A 19,572-nucleotide genomic window follows, 5' to 3' on the forward strand; every position below is an offset into this window, starting at 1 on the left:
ATTCGATCGGCGGACCAGATTCGGCTATTTGCGCTCCGATTTCAGTAGCTGTTCCAAATACCTCGCGACCAAATCGATTTCCAAATTTACCGAGGCACCGACTTTCCAAGAAACGCCCGCATTCGTTTTGGTCAAGGTTTCCGGAATTAAAACCAATTCAAATTCACCCGGCTTCGAATCCACGATAGTGAGGGAGATCCCGTCCACGGTAACGCTCCCGCGCACCGCAAAATATTTGGTAAACAAAGGATCGTGAGAAATCAAATACCTACGGACCTTACCTCCATCCCGGTCTTCCGCCAAGACGATTTTTCCGACAGCGTCCACGTGACCGGTTACAAAATGACCTCCCATTCTTGTATGAGGTTGCACGGATCTTTCAAGATTCACCTTGGTTCCGTTTCGAAAATCGCCGAAATTCGTAAGTTCAAGAGTTCGATAAGAAGAATAAAATTCGAACGTATTCCCCCGATCTTGGAAGGAAGTCACCGTATGACATGCGCCGTTAACTGAAATCGAATCACCCAGCTTTAGGTCCGGATCCTGCCAGTTTACTTTGAGGGAAAATACCTTACCTTCTCCGGTATCCTTAATGCTTTGGACTTCGCCGGTCGTTTCGATCAATCCTGTGAACATGTGGTAAAAACCTCCCACGTATCGGAATCGATATCCCTTTGGAATTCTAGAGTTAGGTTCGTACCCCAATCCGGCGAATCCCCCTTCTCCAAGGTAACTGTCCCGGATCGAATTCGCAAAATGGAATCCGAATTTTCCATTTCCTTCGAGAATTCCCGGTACAGTAGATTTCCACCCTCGACCAAAGCGGTATTCATTCCCCAGTCGGCCAGATCCTTTAAAGTTTGCTTTCCGAACGATTTCGACGAGTACCGTTTCACCTTGGCGTCGGAAAGCTTCTCGATACGGGATAATAGATTCTTTGAATATTCTTTTTCATTCTCTAAGAAAAATGCAATATTTCTTTTTTCGTACCGACTGTTCAATTCTTCCTGAATCGTAAGAAATTCGGGAGGGAGTTCGGTTTCGGCGGGAAGAAAAAAAACCCGAAGCGGCTGGTAGAATCGTTCCATCTCCCGGTGAATCCGTCTAACGCTGAGATCGGCGGAAGAGCGAAGGATTTCCGAAATGAGACCCGAAAATCCCTTTTTTAGGTTGGAAGAATCCCGATAGCTTTCTACTTCTTGCAATTTTTTTAATGTTTCCGAATCTTCCTTCGGAGAACGAAAATCCAATTTGGGAGAGTCGACCTCGATCGTCCTCGGTCCGACGAGAATCGCGTCCATCTTAGATCTTAAGTAGGAAAGAAAGTAATCCGACATCTGCGAGGAAATTTTTTCCCTGAATTGCCGGCCCGAAGAATAAAAGCCCTCGCGGCTCACGGAGGATTTCAACAATAACGCGGGCCTCCCTTTTCGGATTCTTTCCGCAAATCCGAAAAGGAAACTCGACGCGATGTCCGCTAATTCGGAATTCAGAACTACTTGGATTCCTACCCGCTCGAGTTCCTGTAAACTGTCCCGTTTCCGCACTAAGGGATTCGGATCCTTCCAACCGTAAATTACCGCAAGCGGTTTCTCCTCTAAAAGTAGATCCAGGCAAGGAGGAGTTTTTCCGAAATGGGAACAAGGTTCCAGCGTCACATATACTTTGTGTGCCGGTAAGGAGTCCGTTTTGTATTTTTCTCGTAGGGATTTATAAGCTTCACGCTCGGCATGATTTCCACCGATGATCTGCGTCCTGCCGGTGGCGAGAATCTTATCCGTAAATGCGTCGGTTATCACGCAGGCCACGGGAGGATTCGGAGAAGAATATCCCGTGGACAAAAAGGACAGGCGGAGGAGTTCCTCCCGAATTTCTTTCGGGAGGCGCGAGTTCAAGACCTTTTGAACCTCTTATATATGGAATCATATATATCGATCAACGGAGCCGCGATAAAAATCGAAGAGAAGGTTCCTAGGATGATTCCGAACGTTAGAACGTAGGCAAAATCGTAAAGTTCGACCGCTCCACCGATAATGATCGCGACGACCGAAATCAACGTAGCGAAAGAGGTATTAATCGTTCTACTTAAAGTTTGATTGATGGAAATGTTAATTACGTTCGAGAAAACATCCTTCATATTACCCGAGTTTTCCCGTATTCTGTCAAATACCACGATCGTATCGTTGATGGAATATCCCAATAAAGTTAAAAGCGCGGCGATAATCGGAACGCTCGGTTTGATTTGAAAAAAACCGATAAAGGCGATCGTAATGATCAAATCGTGGATCAAGGCAAGGCTTGCGCCCAACGCGAACTTGAACTGGAAACGAAAACTTAGATATCCTAAAATAATCAGGAGAGTCAAACCGAGTAGAGTAATTCCGGTAGTCGTCAATTCGGCCCCCACTACTGATCCCACTTGGTTTGCGGACAAGATCGCCTTCTTATCCAATTTAAAATCTTCCGTTAAGAGACCTATCAACGCGTCGATCGCCGAAATCTGTTTTGCTTCGGGCGCGGAAGTTCCTTTTTTCTGCTGATAAAGTTCCTTAATTCTGTCGGCGGATCCCAGACCGATATCGATCTGATAATGGTTCTTCTCTTTGTCCATGTGAACCAAGACCGCTTCCAGCCCTTTGGAGGAAAAATATTCCTCCAAAGTCTTACGTTCCACGGACTTATCGAATTCCACTACGGTTCTCAAACCTCCGTCAAAATCCAAGGAAGTCGCAAAGCCTCCGTATTTTCCGAACGTTACTCCAAAACCGACAAGAATTAAAATCGTAGAAACGACGATAGAAACGTATTTGTATTTTATAAAATCAAACATTCTTGGACTCCAGCCTCTTGAATCCGATTTGGAGTTTGGAGACTCCTAATTTGTTAACGAGAATATCCATAATCATTCTACTCAGGAATAGCGACGTAAACAGGGACGTGATAATCCCCCAACATAATGTGATCGCGAATCCCTTGATCGGTCCGTTCCCGAGTTTGATCATTAAAATTCCGGAAATCAAGGTGGTAACGTTACTGTCTACGATCGTCCAGAAAGCGTTATCGAATCCTTGCGCCACTGCGGAAGTCACATGCTTGCCGGCGCGGAGTTCCTCTTTTATCCTTTCGTAGATGATGACATTCGCATCCACGGCCATACCGACCGTCAGAATAATTCCCGCAAATCCGGGAAGCGTCAGCGTAAAGCCCATTAAGGAAAGCAAGGCCATTAGCACGATCACGTTCACGAGTAAGGCGATATCGGCGACCAAGCCGGCTAGTCGGTAAACGAGAAGCATGAAAATGATGACCAAGCCGAAACCTAATAGAACGGCTTTCAAACCCACTTCAATGGATTCGATTCCCAGGGTGGGTCCGATGAATCTCATTTCCAATACGCTTAACGGAATCGGGAGCGCGCCTTCGCTGATCACATTGGATAAATCCACGGCTTCTTCCCGACTAAAATCTCCGTCTATTTGAGCGTTTCCTCCGGCAATCGGTCCTTTGATAACCGGAGCCGAGATCACTTTATCCCCCCAAACGATCGCGAGCTGGCGACCTACGTTTTTGGAAGTGATTTCAAAGAATTTTTCCGCGCCGGCCGAGGTAAGAGTAAAGGATACGAAATATCCGAGTCGGTTATTATCGTAAGAGGGCCTTGCATCCCTCATATCTTTTCCGTCCAGAGCGATCGCTCTTTCCAAAACGATGAATTCGCGGGGCAGCAGGGGTGCTTTAGGATTGGCGCCGCGGGCCCAGAGCGCGTATAATTTATACTTTTCCGGAATATTATATTTCTTTTCTAGGGAATTCAGGAATTTATCCTGCTCATCCTTTCCGAGTTTTTGCTTTACGATATTTTGAAATTTGACTATGTCCGTTTCTTCCCGTCTTTCTTCGGCCACCAATCGATTTTCTTCCGTATCGATTTGAGTTTGGTAAATTCCGCGGTTGTCATTTTGGCTCTTTGGATCGCGGGCCGACTCTTTCAATCTGTATTCTACGGTCTCGGTGTTTCGGATAATATCCAAAATTTGCGAAGAATTGCTGACCCCGGGAAGAGAGACCTCGATCGAATCCTGATCTTTCTGAATTCTAACCTGAGGTTCGGTCAAGTTTTGATTCGTAAGTCGGTTATCGATAATCAGTTTCGCTTTTTCCAACTCTATCAGCTTACGAGACGGGTTGAGAGAAAAATAGCTTTCGATTTCCGCAAGCCGATCGTGAGCTTCCTTCTTTTCCTTATCGGAAAGTTTAGGATCTTCCGATTTCTTGGTAAGATTCTCGATTTCCTTGGCGTAACTGTCCCGCAATTTGGATGCGTAGTCTTCGAAGTCGCCCTTTAAAACGACTCGCATCCCTCCTTGTAAGTCCAAACCTAGTTTGATCGTAAGAGGTCGGTCTCCGAAGAAATATTCCTCGACCCAGGTAGACCTAAGCTTGTTCTTAGGTTCTAAAATTAACTCCTGGTTTTCTTGCGAAAGTTGATTGATCTTTGCGGAAGTGATAAATCTCCCGCGAACGAGATAATAATCCTTCTCCGGTAATAAGGAAGGATCGGGTTCGATCGACCAGGCCGCTGTCGGATTGTAATCTTTCTTCCAGCGTTCTGCGAATGTTTCGAGGGCTTTCTTTTTCTTTTCTTCCGGTAATTCCCGAAATTCTTTTCGAATGGCCAGCTCCAATTCCCGGACCGCAAAGTTGGGATAAAGTAGCGTCAGCGAAGCGGCTACGACGAGTATGGGTACGATGATCCATTGAACCGATTTCAATTTTGGCTCCTAGTCTCTTCTCACTTTATTAATTGTCACCGGAGAACGCCGGGTGATACGGGGACCTCCCGCCCTTAGGCGATAGAGGGCAAATAGAACGATAAGTCCGAGAATAATAATCGGTTTTTTGTATTCGGAAAAGAAGGAAATAATCGTGCTCTGATCTTTTTGTTCGGCTGCCTTTCGTTTTTCCTCCTCTTTCTTCTTGTCCTGGCCCATCTTCAAGATGTCGCCTAACTTATCTTTGAAAGAGATATCTTCCTTTGGCAGGGCTGCGGAAGTCTCCGCGTAACCGGGAAGGTGACGAGGAGTCAGAGCGGTTTCTTCATTAACCCAATACGGTTTTTGCAGATCCCTAGGTTCTTCTTTTTTTAAGACTTTCTCGGAAGAGGCATTTTCCGAATTTTTGGAATGTCCGTCGTCACCGGGACGAGAATCGTTTTTAGCGTCGTCGGGAACTCCTGTGGCCTCGACCTTTTTTTTAGTCTCACCTTCTTTCTGCTCCACGCCGTCCTGACGAACTTCGCCCGACTTGCGTTTCTTAGAGCTTTTCTTCGATTTCTTCTTTTTGGGAACTTTCGCGGCTTGAGCTTTCTTACTTGCAGAAGTCGTCGCCTTCTTCGGTTCTCCAACCTTGTCTAGAAAATCGATTTCTTCTCCATCCTGGCTGAAAACCGGGAAGGAGATCAAAAATGAGAGGAGGAGGCATAGGATCTTGTTCATAATCTCACCGTATTCACTACTATACCTATCGGAAGGACCGCGCTTTTACCCTTCCTTCTTCTTTATAATGGTGCTTGCATTAAAGGTCACGTTCGTGTCTTTTGCGATCGCGAGAACGACGACCTCGTTGTTTTCCTTAAACTCTACCACTTTACCGTGAATTCCGGAAGAAGTCACGACAGTGTCGCCTTTTTGTAGGCTTTCTATCATGGCTTTCCGCTTTTTTTCCTCGTTTCTTTGAGGGCGAATCACGAGGAAATACATGATCACGAACATCACCGCGATCATTCCATAGGGGGACGTTAATAAAGAAAGAGGATTGCTCGCGGAAGGTGCGGCTGCTCCGTCTGCGGCTTGCGCTAGTATAAAAAACGTGTTTAAGTCGAATTGCATAGTTATAACCCTAAATAAGATCTTTTTCTATTCGGTTTGGGACCAGTATTTTCCCAACCTACTGTTTGGTAATTAAATTTTGAAAGAACTGCTTGGTTTTTCCGCTAACAAGCTGTTCTAACGCGATTTTATATCCTTCTTCGATACTAGGGACCTTGCCCATCACGAATAATCCGGCTCCGGCGTTCAGAGCTACCGCGTAAGTGCCGGCTATTTTCTGGCCCTCTAGAATTTTACGCGCTAAATCTTCCGCCTGATCGGGACCTTCTGCAAAGACCTCCCCAGGATTTAACTGCCCCAGGCCCAACGTTTCGGGATCAAAATCCTTCCGCGAAATTACCCCGTCTTCCAATAACGTGTAATCGGTGGTTTCGAAAATGGAGAACTCGTCAAGCCCATCTCTGGAATGACAAACAAGCGCTTTTCGCAAGCCTAATCCCTGAAGAACACGGATTAAGGTCTCCATAAGTTCCGGTTCGTAAACCCCGATGATTTGATACTGAGGAGAGAACGGATTGCTAAGCGGCCCGATCATATTGAATAGAGTCCGGAAGCCCAGTTCCTTCCTTACAGGACCGGCGAATTTCATGGAAGGGTGCCACATGGGAGCGAATAGAAACGTAAACCCGCTGGAAACAAGATGGGATTCCACTTCTTCCTGTGTCTTTTCGGTGTTATAACCCAAGCGGGTCAGGATATCACTGGAACCGGTATGAGAAGAAACGGATCGATTTCCGTGCTTAGCAACCTTCAATCCGAGGGACGCTAAAACGATGGCGGACAGGGTGGAAATGTTAACGGTCCCTTTTCCATCGCCGCCGGTTCCGCATGTATCCAGCATATCGAACGGAAAAACGGTCTTCGGTTTTAATGCGTTCTTACGAAGGGCCAAGGAAAAACCCAAAAGCTCGTCCACGGTCTCCCCTTTGGAACGAATCGCCGTTAGAAACGATGCCAGTAAAATTTCCGAAACCTGGCCTTTCATGACATCGTTCATTACCATTTCGGCTTCTTGAACGGTCAGGGATTTGCGATCCAGAACTTTCAGTATTGCTTTTCTAATTTCCATTCTTGCCGAATGCCCTCCGGATTGCGCTAGGTCTTAGAACTTCCCGATTCGAGATTAAATAACGAAGACCGGATAAGACCGTAATGAATGTAGTAATCAACATCCCGAAATAAGGAACGAATCCACCAAGGCCGAAAACCAAATCTCCCCAATTAGGCAGGCCCTGCTCCTTCCAACTGGCAAAAAATGCGGAAGCGTTCCCTGAAGCGATTCCAAAGACGGTAAATCCGGCTTCCTTGCCGCTATGATAAACTTCGTTGATCAAAATTCTTTTCTTGGAAGATACCAGAATAAAGAAAATCAATATCAGGATAATCGCTCCCATCTGGAATGCCGTCTTGACTTTACCGAGCATAGTCGTACGGATGGACCCGCCTTGGCGAATCGCCAAATAACGCAGGGTGGTAATCAGCATGTCTCTGCCTATGATTAGGAGAACCATCCATAGCTCGATTTGTTCATGCAAAAAAATGAATGTAGTAAAGCATCCGACGACGATGATTTTGTCGGCGAGTGGATCCAAAAATTTGCCGAATTCGGTTTCCTGTTTCCATTTTCTCGCAAGATACCCGTCGATAAAATCGGTAACGGAAGCGGCGGCAAAAAGCAAAAGAGCCGCGACATGAAATACCGGTTCTTTCTGATATAAGAACCAGATAAAAAACGGCAAGGAAACCACTCTAAGGACCGTTAAGGTATTGGGAATATTAATATTAGAATTCAAGCGTTCAACCAGGTTCCCATCATGTCGTATTCGTAAAAGGATTCGATTTTCACTTTTCCTATCGTGCCTAGTTTGAGACTTGCATCTTCCACATATACGATTTCGTCGATTTCCGGCGCGTCTTGCAATCGCCTAACGATGGCGGAACCGTCTTCGATTCCGTCGACGATCGCAGGATAGATTTTACCGATTCGTGATTCGTGGATTTCCTGCAAAATCTTTAAGTGAGTTTCCCGAACCGTATTGATTCGCTTTGCCTTTTCTTTTTCGGATACCGTTTGTTGCAATTCGGCTCCTTTGGTTCCTTCCTGTGGAGAATAAGAAAACAAATTCACTTTTTCAGGACGGGTTTCCTCGATGAATCTCAAAATTTCATCCACGTCCTCGCCGGTTTCTCCCGGATATCCTAGAATAAAGGAAGTCCGAATTTCCAGGTCCGGCCTGATTTCCCGGGCCAGAGAATATAGGTCTCTAAAGGAGGAATAGTTTCCGCTTCGATTCATGGATTTCAAGACACGTTCGGAAACGTGCTGTAAAGGGGATTCCAAATACGGAGCAATCTTAGGAATTTCTCCCATCAGTCTTACGATTCTTTCCGTCTTCTTATCCGGATAGAGATACAGTAGCCTCAATATCTCCAGACCTTCCACTTCGGAAACGTTTCGAATCATTTCCAAAAGAAGGTCGCTGTCCTTTCCGTAATAGACCGTATCTTGCGATACGAGACAAATCTCCTTCGCTCCGGCGGCGATCGCGCGTCTTGTGTCGCGAAGGATATCCTCCATCGGAGAATCCTGAAACTTACCGCGTAGAGAAGGAATAATGCAAAACCCGCAACCGCGATTGCATCCGTCGGAAACTTTTACGTACGCATAGGGCTTAGAGTAGTTTTCGATATTGGGAGAAAGTTTCATTCTCTCGATAAGCTCTGCGTTAAATTCCGGATTCGGAACCGCATTCAGCTCCCGACGGAAAGCCTCTCGAATGATCTTACCCGCCTGAGAATACTTTCCCGTCCCGAAGACAAGATCGACCTCGGGAATTTCTGCGGAGATATCTTTCGGATATCTTTCGGCAAAGCAGCCCACGACCACGAGTTTTTGACCTTCCTGCTTTTTAGCGTGGGCCGCGCCTAGAATTGTCTGAATCGTTTCTTCGGTCGCCGATCGAATGAAAGTACAAGTATTGATCAAATGAAAATCGGATTCTTCCGGCTTTGCGGCCGGAACGAATCCTTCTTCCAAAAGGGAATGATGCATGCTCATGGAGTCCACGGTATTCTTGGGACATCCTAGCGTAGTGATGTAAAACTTCTTATCCAACAGGCCTACTACTCGCCCAGCTCCTTGATGATAAATTGAGTGCTATCGTAAGGATTTGGGGTTTTAACGAAAACTTTCTTCACCAATTTTCCGGGACGTCCCAAGACGACTTTCGTCTTTCCGTTTTGGATCATTTCCACCGCGGACCCGTCTCCGACTTTCAATTCTAATCGGTCTTTCGCTTCCAGGGATCTGGTTTCCCCGTTTTGAACCAATCCTCTAAAACCCATTTGCCCGTCGATAATGAACTCTGCGTAGCTAGGTTTAGAGAAAAATAATGTTACCTGTATCGGAACGTCTCCCAACGTTTTGGTGGAATTCGAATCTTCCGCTCCGGTTTTTTGAGTCGTTTCAGTTCCGGCACGTTCCTCTTCATTTAGGGAAACCAGTACTTTGGCCGAACTTCCCGTCACACTCTGTGCAGTGATTCTGATACTACGGCGTAAAGAGGAAATTTCCGGAATGGAATAGCTTAGCACTTTTTCCTGCCCTTCGGCAAGTTTAAATTTATGAACGCTTAGCTCCGGGTATACGTTAAAGCCCAGCAAGGCCGTATTCGAGTCGCTACCTTGTTCGACTCCGGTGATAAACAATTTACATTGTTGATTGGATACGCTAAAGCTGACGCCCTGATTCGTGGTTAAAATAAAACTCTCGGGACGAGTTTCCGGTACGGAACGATTTACGAAGTCGATGTTTTCGGGAATTTCCAGTTTACGACGACCGTCTTCGGATACTTCCTCGTTGCCGGATGAACCGTCGAAAACGTACGTAAACAATAGAAAACCGGCAAGCACCAGCATCAAGGCGGAGACTGCAGTTATGATCTTATTTTTATCTATATTAAAATCATAATAAAAGGAGGAGGTAGGACGAGTTAACTCTTCTAAAGGTGCCTGTGACTCTTCTATTTTTTCCCCTCTATATAAGTTTACAAGCATTCCGGTGTCCAATTTGAGATAACTACCGTAATTCTTTAAGAAGCCGATCGTAAACGTTTCACCGGGAAACTGAGCATAGTCTTCGGTTTCCAATGCAAGGATGTATTTAACCGAAATATTCGTGTCCTTGGACACATCCTTTACCGTAAGTTTTTTTTCCTCCCTAGCCTCCCTAAGGATCTGCCCTACACGCTTCTGATTCAATTCCGCTCTCCTTTTCCGGGGAAGTTTTATTCTTCCGACACCAAGGGGTTATTTACGATTTTTGCATTTCCGTCCGGACGAAAATTGAACTGACCGTCTTCCACGTCGGCGTTTCTATCCCAACCGGAAAATTCCACCGTAGTCGTTTTACCTCGACCGTCACTTGCCACGGCTCTCTTGATTAGGAAATTCTCCTCATCAACATAGAGAGTCATCGTTTCGTATCCGCCGATTTTTTCCCGTTGCTCGAGGGCTAAGACGAAATATTTCCGATTGTCTTTGGGGGAAATCTGGGGTTGTTCGATCGAATCGAACTTATAATGATACTTCCTAAAAATACGAGATAATCCTTCTTCCGTTACCGAAGCGAAAATCGGTCCCGACTTATTGGATTTATTCAGAGTTAAATCCTGTTTTCCGACCGCGTTTAAGCGCTTAATAAAAATCCATAAGGTCTTTCCGTCCGAAACGATTTCATCGCCGGCCGGATCGGAAAATTCATAGCGGATCTTGCCGCCCTTTTTATAATAGCAAACGCCCTTCATCGAACGTGTCTTTTTGTTGGACTCCGTTTGGATGACAAAATCGGCTTTGTAGGATTTGATTTCAGAAAAGGTTTTCCGAACCTTCTTCACCACTTCCGAAGGGGAATTCCAACCGTGCTTGGCGGAAGATTGAGCCCCGAGCCCCCAAGCAGTCAGCAGCAAGACAAGTCCCAAAACCGAAACGTTAAGAACTTGGAAAATTGTACGATCTTTCATTTTCAAGAAAAAAGCCGAGATTTTTTTTCCAGGATGGAGAGTATCGGCCCGCCTGTCACTTGGTTTCTTTTTTCCGGGGGAAAAACCCGGAAGCCGAAAATCCATCGAATCTATCTCAGAATTTCGCGCCCTTTTGAGCCGAGGATCGGCGTAACATATCCCCGTTCTTCCATCAATTCCATGATTCTGGCGGCCCGGTTATATCCGATTTTTAACTTTCTTTGAAGATAGCTAGCGCTTGCTTTTCGTTCGATTCGTACGATATCCCAGGCTTTCCCGAATAGCTCCTCGTCCATTTCGTCGGCGGAATCCGATTCGGTCTCTTCCTCGAAATCCAATTCCACATACGTGGGAGAGCCGTATCTCTTCGCCTCTTCGACGATCTTTTCGATCTCTTCCTCGGAAATATAAGGCGCTTGGATTCTTGCCAAATCCGCCGAAGTCGGCGATTTATAAAGCATATCCCCTTTTCCCAGAAGAGATTCGGCTCCGTTCATATCTAGAATAATTTTAGAATCCGTTTTTTGAGCCACATGAAAAGCGATTCTTGCAGGACAGTTAGCCTTGATCAAACCCGTTATGACATCGACGGAAGGTCTCTGGGTCGCCATGACTAAATGAATTCCTACCGCTCTGGATTTTTGGCTGATCCGAGTGATCGCATCCTCCAAGTCCTTCCCGGATACCATCATTAAGTCGGCCAACTCGTCTATGAATACGACGATGTAAGGCATTTTCGAATAGCCTTCCTTATGATAATAATCCTCCACTTTTTCGTTATAGGATCTAAAATCACGGCACTTCAATTGGGAGACCGCTTCATAGCGGGATTCCATTTCTTGGATTACCCAAGCCAACGCTTTCGTCGCCTTTCTCGCGTCTTTAATGACGGGCATTAAGAGATGTGGAATATCTTCAAAGAGGGTTAACTCCACCATCTTGGGATCCACCATGATAAAACGGACTTCCTCGGGAGAAAGATTCAAAACGAGGGAGGCGATCATGGAGTTCAAACAAACCGATTTACCCGAGCCGGTCGTTCCGGCCACAAGTAAGTGAGGGAGTTTATTCAAATCGATCGATACTAATTTACCGGAAATATCCTTTCCGATGATGATATTCAAATCCTTCTTCGCTTTCGGAGCCAAAGAAGAGCGCAAGATATCCCCTAATAAAACGTCTTCCCGATGTTTATTCGGAACTTCGATCCCGATCGTGGATTTTCCGGGTATGGGCGCTACGATACGAACATTCTTAACAGCTAGATACATCCTAAGTTCGTCCGTTAAGGACGTGATTCTTCCCAGCTTCACTCCCGGCGGGGGAGTCAGCTCGTAGCGTGTAATGATCGGTCCTCTTTCCCAAGCCACTACTTTGGTCTCATATCCGTAAACTTTCAGAGCATTCACGATTTCGAAAGCTACTTTCTCCGATTCGACTTTGAATAGCGCCTCATGGACTTTCGTCGGGTTCGTATGCAATCTGTTTAACGGAATATGATAAACGGATCTTTTCGAACGAAAGGTCGGGACCATGGAAACGGGAGCAAACGGAAGTTCCGCCTGCTTAGGCTTACTGACCACGACTTCGGGAAGAAAAACTTTTTCTTTAGCGATGGCGGGTATAATCTCTATCGGAGGGGCTGTCTTGGAAAGTTCCGATACGGTCGAATCGGTTTCCGACTCCTCGATATCCTGATCCTCTTCGTCTTCCAAGATATGTTCTTCGGAAAGATCTTCATCCTCCTCCCATTCCGTTTCGGACTCGGTCAAATCGGTGGGTTCCGACATATCCGAAGAAGCAGTCATCGTCGCGGAAAACGACTCGCCGGCGTTCAAAGATTCTAGCGAATCAAGCTCCATATCCTCGGCTGCAACCGGCACATTCGTCCGGAGATCGAGAAGTTCCCATCTGCCTCTGTCGCGGGATTCCTCCTTTGCCGGAGATCCATAAACTTTTTCTAATAAATCCCGGGACGCGCTTCTAAACTGAAATACTTTTCTATCTTCCTCGAAAAAACCGTCCAAAAGACCCGAGTTTTTGTAACGAATTTTGGGATCCTGTTTAGACGTGGAGACCGTCGCTTCCCTTTGGAGTACGGAATTTGCGGGTTTTCTTTCGGAAGTTTCCAACGAGCGGGGAACGGAATGTAAGGAGTCTCCGTTCGAAGAAACCGCTTCCCGCTTGAACCAAGGAGGCATATCGGGCTCGGAAAATTCTGAACTCGGTCTCTTCCATGCCTTCATAAGCTTAGTGATATTTTCCGCAATCGGAGACGGAGGGACTTCCGGAAAGAGACGAGTATACGATTCCCTTTCTTGCCCTGATGGTTGGCGATACCCTGCCAACCATTGCTTCTTCCAATCGGAGAGAGAAAATCCACCCTGAGCCATCATTCTACCCAGAAAATGAATCGGAGATTCGTTCAAATAAACCAGAATACCGTAGAAATAAATAACGAAATGAATTAGCAAGCGTCCGGTTGCGCCGAGAATATACTCCAGGGCCACCGCAAGTGCTTGCCCGAGAACACCACCGTTAGCCGCAAAAGGAATCGTAGAAGGATTTCCGAAAACATTTAAGCTAACCGAAACCGCTAACAGGAAGAGAGGAATCGTAAGAAGCTTAGTAGTCGCATCCTGATTCGGCTGTACAAGCAGGATTCCTCCTGTCAGAATCAACATGATTCCCGGCACAAAAGCGGCGTTTCCAAATAAATACAGGATTCCCCAGGAAAGATAATGTCCCGTTCGACCGAAGAGATTGGATTGAACGCCATTTTCGGCGATCGTGAACGAACCAAGGGAAAGGGTTAAGAAAATTCCCGTAAATAGCAGCAGGTAAGGTAGAGCGGCTCTTCCCCTCTCCCAAATGAGAATATTGCGGTCCATTCCTACTTTCGGTTCCATACCTTCTAAAAATCGGCATCTTAGTAAGAAAGGAAAAGAGACTTAATCATGGGGAATCGGCAGTTTTTTTACTGAGGACAGAGGACTGAAGACAGACGCGTTCGCTTTCAGAAGACAGAGGTCAGAAGACAGACGCGCTCGCTTTGCTCACGCTAGACAGAAGCTGCTAGAAATTGGAAAAGTTACTGAAGTAGAGGAAAGATCTAATATAACACAAGAATCTTCCTCTAGAACGTGGAAATTTCGTTTATCAATGTTCTGTCCTCAGTCCTCAGTCCTCTGTCTTCTGAATGTCTTCTGCTTTATAACCCGGTACTCCCGAATCCCCCGGCTCCTCTTGCCGTTTCGGGTAACTCCTCTACGATTTCCCAATCGGTGAGCCAGGTTCTGCGAATCAACAGTTGCGCGATTCGAACACCGTCTTCCAAAAGATAGGGAGACCTTCCTAGATTCAGTAAAGGCACCATGAGCTCACCGCGATAATCCGAATCGATTGTTCCGGGAGAATTCGGAACCAGAATAGTGAATTTTGTGGAAAATCCCGATCTCGGCCGAATTTCAAAATGATACCCGTCGGGGATCGCAAAAGCCAAACCCGTCCGTACCAATTTCACTTCTCCGACAGGAAGTTCCAACGGAGATTCTAGACAAGAATGCAAATCGTACCCGGCCGAACCCGAAGTCTTAATTTCCGGCAATTTAGCATTGGGTTGCAACTTTTTCACCGCAATCTTCATGAGGTCCCTCACTTCGGATATGAAAACGATTCGAAGATCTTTTTCAATTTCTCTTCTTCCTTGGCGTTCATTTTTGCCAGGACGGATAAATGCAATTGAGGAAGTGCGAAAATTCTCTTCGCTAAAGAATTCAGTTCGTCCAAAGTCACCGAATGAATTTCTCGAATTCGTTCCTCTAAAGTGTAATACTTCCCGTAATACATTTCTTGAAAGGCGATATTATTCATTCTACTTTCGGTATGCTCATATCCGATCGATAAACTTCCTTCGTGATTTGTTTGCGCGTCCGAGAGCTCCGCGGATGTGATTCCGAGATCCAGGAAAATTCTTAATTCTTCCAGAATCAACGTTAAAGACTCTAAAAACCTTTCTTTCGAAGAGGAGCATACGATCGAAGTAATTCCCGTATCACTATAAGAAGAAGGATAACTCGTAATGTGATAGCAGAGACCTCGCTCTTCCCTAATTTTCTGGAAGAGCCGAGAAGACATTCCTCCACCCAAAATGTGAGTCAGAAGAGAAAGACGAGTTGCATCATGAAAACTTCTCGGACGCCCTTCTCCGCCAAGAATAAAGTATGCCTGTTCGGTTTCTTTATTCCCTTTGCGAAAATATCCGAATGCCTTTTGAGGAGTTTGAAAACGGGCGGTCAACCCTCGATCCGTTTTGAAAGAAAAATATTTTTCCACCGTTTTAAGAATCCATTCCGGTTCATAATCGCCGGAAATAGAAAGAATCATATTTGCCGAGTGGTAGTATTTCCCGTAAAATTCCCTTAGCGATTGCGAAGTAACCGCTTTAATGCTTTTTTCCGTTCCGATAATATCCGAGCCTAGGGCATTTTCAGGAAAGAAATTATTATAGTAGAAATCATGCACTCCGTCTTCGGGGGAGTCTTCGTATCCTTTCATCTCTTCCAAGACTACTTCGGCTTCCGTCTTAATATCCTGGTCTCGGAGCAAAGGAAGGAACATCATTTCCGAAAGTAGTTCCAATCCGAGTTCGAGATCTCGTGAAGCCAAAGTCGCATAAAAATTGGTATATTCCCGGGAAGTGACCGCGTTGGAATAGGCTCCTACTCTTTCCCAATCTTCGGCCTGTTGTTTTGCCGTTCTCTTCTGCGTGTCCTTAAACAACATATGTTCTAGGAAATGGCAGTACCCCGCTTCCTCCGGACTTTCCGATCTTGATCCGACTCTAATATAAACGCCGAGAGAAACGCTAACCGTATAGGGCGCGCGCTGGAATAGAACGGTGATGCCGTTCTGCAACTCTATCTTATGTGTTTGTTCTTCTTTTAGAGTCAATGTAAGAGGGAAAGCCGGCGAGGATTATTCCGCCGGCCAATAGGAGATTAAACTTCGAGTGCGTCTCTACGAGAAAGATCGATTTTACCGGTCTTATCTACGTTCAGAACTCGGACCTTAATGATTTCGCCTTCGCGCACGACGTCCTTAACCGAATTCACTCGTTTGGAATCCAATTTGGAGATGTGGCAAAGACCTTCTTTACCCGGTAGAATTTCGACAAAGGCCCCGAAGTCCGTGATTCTCTTCACTTTTCCTTCGTAAATCTTTCCGACTTCGACTTCCGCAAAAAAGCCTTCGACCATTCCGGCAGCCTTTTCCGCGGATTCCATATCGGCTCCTGCAATCGTTACTCGACCATCGTCGTCGATATTGATATCCGCACCGGAAGCTTCGATGATTGCCCTTATATTCTTACCGCCCGGACCGATCAACTCACCGATCCGATCTTTCGGAATATGTTTGATGATGATACGAGGAGCTTTCCTAGAAACGGTGGCCTCGGCCTTGGAAATATGTTTTTCCATAATATCCAAGATATGAAAGCGAGCCTTTTGGGCTTGGTTAAAAACCGACTCGAGAACGTCGAACGCAACTCCCGTAACTTTTAAGTCCATTTGAAAAGCGGTGATTCCTTTTCGCGTTCCGGCGATTTTACAGTCCATATCTCCGAAATGATCTTCCAGACCGGCGATATCAGAAAGAACCGCAAAGCGCCCCTTATCGTCCGAGAAAAGTCCCATTGCAATTCCCGAAACGGAGGATTTAATAGGAACTCCCGCAGCCATTAAGGCGAGGGAACCGGAACAAACCGAAGCCATAGAGGAAGAACCGTTTGATTCCAAAATTTCCGAAACCACTCGGATCACATACGGAAAATCATCCAGTTTTGGCAGTACGAGTTTGAGCGCCCTTTCAGCCAAATTTCCATGCCCGATTTCTCTCCTGCCCGGACCGGATGATCTTCTTACTTCTCCGACGGAAAACGCAGGGAAATTATAGTGCAGCATGAAGTTCTTTTCCTTCTGCCCTTCCAACGTTTCATATCGTTGGTTATCGGAAGCGGTCCCTAACGTCACAGTCCCTAAAGACTGAGTCTGTCCGCGGGTAAACACGGCGGATCCGTGTACGCCAGGGAGAGGGCTCATCTCTACACTAATGTTCCTGATCTCGTCCAGCTTACGACCGTCAAAGCGAACACCCTCCTGTAAGACTTGTTCGCGAACGATCTCATACTCGAGTTCATGTAAGAAATTTTTAATATCTTTGATTTTTTCCGCGTCGGTAACGGTCGTCTTAAAGTACTCGACCACTTCCTTGTTGACGTTGGAAATTTCTTTGGAGCGGGATAATTTATCCGAAGTACGGTTCGCTGCGGAGAGTTTATCGATCGCATACTTGCGTACTTCGGTCAGTAAGGCTTCGTCTTTTTGTTTGAGCTTGACTTCTTTCTTGGCTATCGCCAATTCCTTGACCCAGTTTTCTTGAAGCTCCACGAACTTAGAGATATGGGATTGCGCAAATTTCAAAGCGGCTAACATTTCCTCGTTGGAAAGTTCTTTCGCTTCGCCTTCGATCATTACGATATGAGTTTTCGTTCCGGCTACGATCAAATCCAAATCGGAATTTGCGATTTCCTTGCTTGTAGGATTGATGATTAGCTCGCCGTTAATTCTACCGATACGAGCTCCGGCAATCGGACCGTTAAACGGAATATTGGAAATAGAAAGAGCGGCAGACGCGGCATTCAAGGCATGCCCGGCAGTCGAAACTTCCGTATCTGCGGACAACACCTGAACTAATAGCTGAACTTCGCAAAAATATCCCTCCGGAAAGAGAGGACGGATCGGACGATCTATGATTCTAGAATTAAGTACTTCGTGCTCGTACGGTTTCGATTCCCGCTTAAAATATCCCCCGGGAAAGCGTCCGACTGAATAGATCTTTTCGGAATATTCGCAGGTTAAAGGGAAAAAATCCTGGCCTTCTTTCGGCTCGTCGGCAGCGCAGACGGTCGCAAGAAGAACTAAATTTCCGGTCTTATAAACGACGGATCCATGAGCCTGCTTTGCCCAGTCTCCCGTTTCGAGAGTAATTGCATCCCGACCGAATTGGCCGGTAATCGATTTTGCCATGAGACGGACCTTACTTACGTAGTCCGAGAGTTTCGATCAGCTTCTTGTAACGATCTAGATCTTTGCGTTTTAGGTATTCCAATAATTTCTTACGTTTGCTTACGAGCTTAAGCAAGCCCGTTTTAGAATGAAAATCCTTCTTGTGACCCTTAAAATGCTCGTTTAAACCCTTAATGCGGGCGTCCAGAAGCGCAACTTGAACCTCGGTGGACCCAGTGTCTGCGCTTCCTTTTGCAAATGCGGATATAATTTGCTTCTTTGCTTCCGTAGTTATCATAGCTTTGAATGTACCTGTGCCAATTTTCGAGGGCTGGGGCAGGGCGTCCAAGCTAATTTTTAGGGAAGACCTTTAAATATTTATAAGTTAAACTACCCGGCAAACCGTCCCGTTTACACCAAGCCAGAATCTCCCCTTCCGGAGAAGTAAGTAGAAACTCCTGAGCGGGAATCCATTCCAATTTGATCTTCTTCCCGTGAAAAACGTCTCTTACTTCGGTTCCGGGAATTTCCAATGTCGGAATATCCAGGATTTCTTCCGGTGGATGGATTCTTGCGGTTTTCGATTCTAGGCAGCCAAAACCATCGGCCTGCTCCAAGGTCAGTTTTCCCACCTTCGTGCGAGTCAAGGATTTGAGACTCATCGGGAGTCCACAGGCCTCTCCGATATCCATCACAAGCTTTCGAATGTACGTGCCGCCCGAAACCTTCGTTCGAATCGTGAGTCCCGACTCTTCAAAATTACGAACTTCGAATTCGTAAATTTTAATCTTTCTAACACTCGGAGGGACTTCCACACCCTCTCGAAATAACTGGGCCCGTCTTTTTCCTCCCACCTTCAAGGCAGAGATCTCCGGTGCAGTCTGCTCTTCCCACTCAGGAACATTCCGCAAAACCACATCTAATTTAGGACGATTCTCTATCAGCCAGGCTTTGATTTTCCCGATTTCCCAATCTTCCAAAACTAAACCTTCTCGGTCACCCGAATCGGTGGAAAATCCGAACTGTACTTCTGCGATGTATTCCTTCTCTTTCGTTAAGAACAAGGAAGAGAAGCTAGTAGAAGAGCCGATCGGAAGAAGCATCAAGCCCGAGGCCGCCTTATCCAGAGTGCCGGTATGTCCTACTTTCCGGAGTCCTAGAGATTTCTTTGCCTTCATGACCAAGTCCGAGGAAGTCATTCCTACAGGTTTGTCCAGAAGTAAGAATCCGATTTCAGTTCGGGTTGGTGGGTTTTCTCGTAAGTCGAAGGGATTCATCTAAGCCTTGGATGTATTCGTCATCCCATACAAAGGAAATCTTCGGAGTCATCCTAAGATTCAACTTTGTCGATAAAGTCGCTGCAAATTTTCCTGCGGCGCTATTTAATCCCGCCAACAGTTTTTCCTTCTTTTTATCCGTAACGATAGAGGTAACGTACACTTTCAAGAATCTAGCGTCGTCTGATAACTCCGAACGGTGAACGGAAACCATATGCACCCTCGGATCCTTCACCTTTCCGGTCAGAATCATCATGGCGACGGTTCTCACCGTCTCCACTTCGATCTTCCTTTTACGGATCGGGTTCAAGATAGTCCT

General features: G+C 46.0%; 18 protein-coding genes. All 18 read right to left on the reverse strand.

The window, feature by feature from the left end:
- Window positions 1-24 precede the first annotated feature (24 nt).
- The gene (locus LEP1GSC047_RS10690) at window positions 25-636 is read right to left on the reverse strand and encodes a riboflavin synthase (RefSeq protein WP_010418196.1); all 612 of its coding nucleotides are present in this window, start codon (window positions 634-636) and stop codon (window positions 25-27) included.
- Window positions 621-1,895, reverse strand: a complete 1,275-nt coding sequence (locus LEP1GSC047_RS10695) for a bifunctional diaminohydroxyphosphoribosylaminopyrimidine deaminase/5-amino-6-(5-phosphoribosylamino)uracil reductase RibD (protein WP_010418194.1) — start codon at window positions 1,893-1,895, stop codon at window positions 621-623. Before LEP1GSC047_RS10695 ends, LEP1GSC047_RS10690 begins: the two co-directional genes overlap by 16 nt.
- Window positions 1,892-2,830 (reverse strand): protein translocase subunit SecF, encoded by a 939-nt coding sequence (secF, locus tag LEP1GSC047_RS10700; protein WP_010418191.1) that lies wholly within the window; start codon window positions 2,828-2,830, stop codon window positions 1,892-1,894. The genes LEP1GSC047_RS10695 and secF overlap by 4 nt, the downstream gene beginning before the upstream one ends.
- The gene (gene secD / locus LEP1GSC047_RS10705; RefSeq protein ID WP_010418188.1) at window positions 2,823-4,772 is read right to left on the reverse strand and encodes a protein translocase subunit SecD; all 1,950 of its coding nucleotides are present in this window, start codon (window positions 4,770-4,772) and stop codon (window positions 2,823-2,825) included. Before secD ends, secF begins: the two co-directional genes overlap by 8 nt.
- A gap of 9 nt (window positions 4,773-4,781) precedes the next feature.
- A complete protein-coding gene (locus LEP1GSC047_RS10710) occupies window positions 4,782-5,495 on the reverse strand; it encodes an SRP-less Sec system protein (protein ID WP_010418184.1) in 714 nt (237 codons plus the stop codon).
- Between the two features lie 45 nt (window positions 5,496-5,540).
- Window positions 5,541-5,888 carry a preprotein translocase subunit YajC gene (gene yajC, locus LEP1GSC047_RS10715; protein WP_010418181.1) on the reverse strand — a complete coding sequence of 116 codons (348 nt, stop codon included), beginning with the start codon at window positions 5,886-5,888 and terminating at the stop codon, window positions 5,541-5,543.
- 58 nt (window positions 5,889-5,946) lie between these two features.
- Window positions 5,947-6,957, reverse strand: a complete 1,011-nt coding sequence (trpD, locus tag LEP1GSC047_RS10720) for an anthranilate phosphoribosyltransferase (protein ID WP_010418178.1) — start codon at window positions 6,955-6,957, stop codon at window positions 5,947-5,949.
- Window positions 6,947-7,681, reverse strand: a complete 735-nt coding sequence (gene pgsA / locus LEP1GSC047_RS10725) for a CDP-diacylglycerol--glycerol-3-phosphate 3-phosphatidyltransferase (protein ID WP_010418174.1) — start codon at window positions 7,679-7,681, stop codon at window positions 6,947-6,949. The genes trpD and pgsA overlap by 11 nt, the downstream gene beginning before the upstream one ends.
- Window positions 7,678-9,003 carry a 30S ribosomal protein S12 methylthiotransferase RimO gene (gene rimO, locus LEP1GSC047_RS10730; protein ID WP_039934633.1) on the reverse strand — a complete coding sequence of 442 codons (1,326 nt, stop codon included), beginning with the start codon at window positions 9,001-9,003 and terminating at the stop codon, window positions 7,678-7,680. The genes pgsA and rimO overlap by 4 nt, the downstream gene beginning before the upstream one ends.
- 8 nt (window positions 9,004-9,011) lie before the next feature.
- On the reverse strand, window positions 9,012-10,148 hold the full coding sequence (locus LEP1GSC047_RS10735) for a helix-turn-helix domain-containing protein (RefSeq protein ID WP_020988585.1): 1,137 nt from the start codon (window positions 10,146-10,148) through the stop codon (window positions 9,012-9,014).
- Between the two features lie 26 nt (window positions 10,149-10,174).
- The gene (locus LEP1GSC047_RS10740) at window positions 10,175-10,909 is read right to left on the reverse strand and encodes a LolA family protein (RefSeq protein ID WP_039934840.1); all 735 of its coding nucleotides are present in this window, start codon (window positions 10,907-10,909) and stop codon (window positions 10,175-10,177) included.
- A gap of 110 nt (window positions 10,910-11,019) precedes the next feature.
- Entirely contained in the window at window positions 11,020-13,818 is a 2,799-nt protein-coding gene (locus LEP1GSC047_RS10745) for a DNA translocase FtsK (protein ID WP_010418163.1), read from the reverse strand.
- A gap of 302 nt (window positions 13,819-14,120) precedes the next feature.
- Entirely contained in the window at window positions 14,121-14,555 is a 435-nt protein-coding gene (gene dut, locus LEP1GSC047_RS10750) for a dUTP diphosphatase (RefSeq protein ID WP_010418160.1), read from the reverse strand.
- A gap of 8 nt (window positions 14,556-14,563) precedes the next feature.
- Window positions 14,564-15,862, reverse strand: a complete 1,299-nt coding sequence (locus tag LEP1GSC047_RS10755) for a M16 family metallopeptidase (protein WP_020988709.1) — start codon at window positions 15,860-15,862, stop codon at window positions 14,564-14,566.
- A gap of 47 nt (window positions 15,863-15,909) precedes the next feature.
- Entirely contained in the window at window positions 15,910-17,997 is a 2,088-nt protein-coding gene (gene pnp, locus LEP1GSC047_RS10760) for a polyribonucleotide nucleotidyltransferase (RefSeq protein ID WP_010418156.1), read from the reverse strand.
- Window positions 17,998-18,007: 10 nt separating this feature from the next.
- A complete protein-coding gene (rpsO, locus tag LEP1GSC047_RS10765) occupies window positions 18,008-18,274 on the reverse strand; it encodes a 30S ribosomal protein S15 (RefSeq protein ID WP_010418154.1) in 267 nt (88 codons plus the stop codon).
- A gap of 52 nt (window positions 18,275-18,326) precedes the next feature.
- Complete coding sequence (gene truB / locus LEP1GSC047_RS10770) at window positions 18,327-19,253, reverse strand: tRNA pseudouridine(55) synthase TruB (RefSeq protein WP_039934637.1); 927 nt, start codon at window positions 19,251-19,253, stop codon at window positions 18,327-18,329.
- Entirely contained in the window at window positions 19,210-19,563 is a 354-nt protein-coding gene (gene rbfA, locus LEP1GSC047_RS10775; protein WP_010418149.1) for a 30S ribosome-binding factor RbfA, read from the reverse strand. Before rbfA ends, truB begins: the two co-directional genes overlap by 44 nt.
- Window positions 19,564-19,572: the final 9 nt, after the last annotated feature.

This window comes from Leptospira inadai serovar Lyme str. 10, from assembly GCF_000243675.2.
Classification (GTDB): domain Bacteria; phylum Spirochaetota; class Leptospiria; order Leptospirales; family Leptospiraceae; genus Leptospira_B; species Leptospira_B inadai.

Bases quoted from the DNA above. Each gene is read 5' to 3' on its own strand.
- LEP1GSC047_RS10690 (WP_010418196.1), bottom strand. From the start codon at position 636: ATGTTCACAGGATTGATCGAAACGACCGGCGAAGTCCAAAGCATTAAG.
- secF (WP_010418191.1), bottom strand. From the start codon at position 2,830: ATGTTTGATTTTATAAAATACAAATACGTTTCTATCGTCGTTTCTACG.
- LEP1GSC047_RS10710 (WP_010418184.1), bottom strand. From the start codon at position 5,495: ATGAACAAGATCCTATGCCTCCTCCTCTCATTTTTGATCTCCTTCCCG.
- yajC (WP_010418181.1), bottom strand. From the start codon at position 5,888: ATGCAATTCGACTTAAACACGTTTTTTATACTAGCGCAAGCCGCAGAC.
- trpD (WP_010418178.1), bottom strand. From the start codon at position 6,957: ATGGAAATTAGAAAAGCAATACTGAAAGTTCTGGATCGCAAATCCCTG.
- LEP1GSC047_RS10740 (WP_039934840.1), bottom strand. From the start codon at position 10,909: ATGAAAGATCGTACAATTTTCCAAGTTCTTAACGTTTCGGTTTTGGGA.
- LEP1GSC047_RS10745 (WP_010418163.1), bottom strand. From the start codon at position 13,818: ATGGAACCGAAAGTAGGAATGGACCGCAATATTCTCATTTGGGAGAGG.
- dut (WP_010418160.1), bottom strand. From the start codon at position 14,555: ATGAAGATTGCGGTGAAAAAGTTGCAACCCAATGCTAAATTGCCGGAA.
- pnp (WP_010418156.1), bottom strand. From the start codon at position 17,997: ATGGCAAAATCGATTACCGGCCAATTCGGTCGGGATGCAATTACTCTC.
- rpsO (WP_010418154.1), bottom strand. From the start codon at position 18,274: ATGATAACTACGGAAGCAAAGAAGCAAATTATATCCGCATTTGCAAAA.
- truB (WP_039934637.1), bottom strand. From the start codon at position 19,253: ATGAATCCCTTCGACTTACGAGAAAACCCACCAACCCGAACTGAAATC.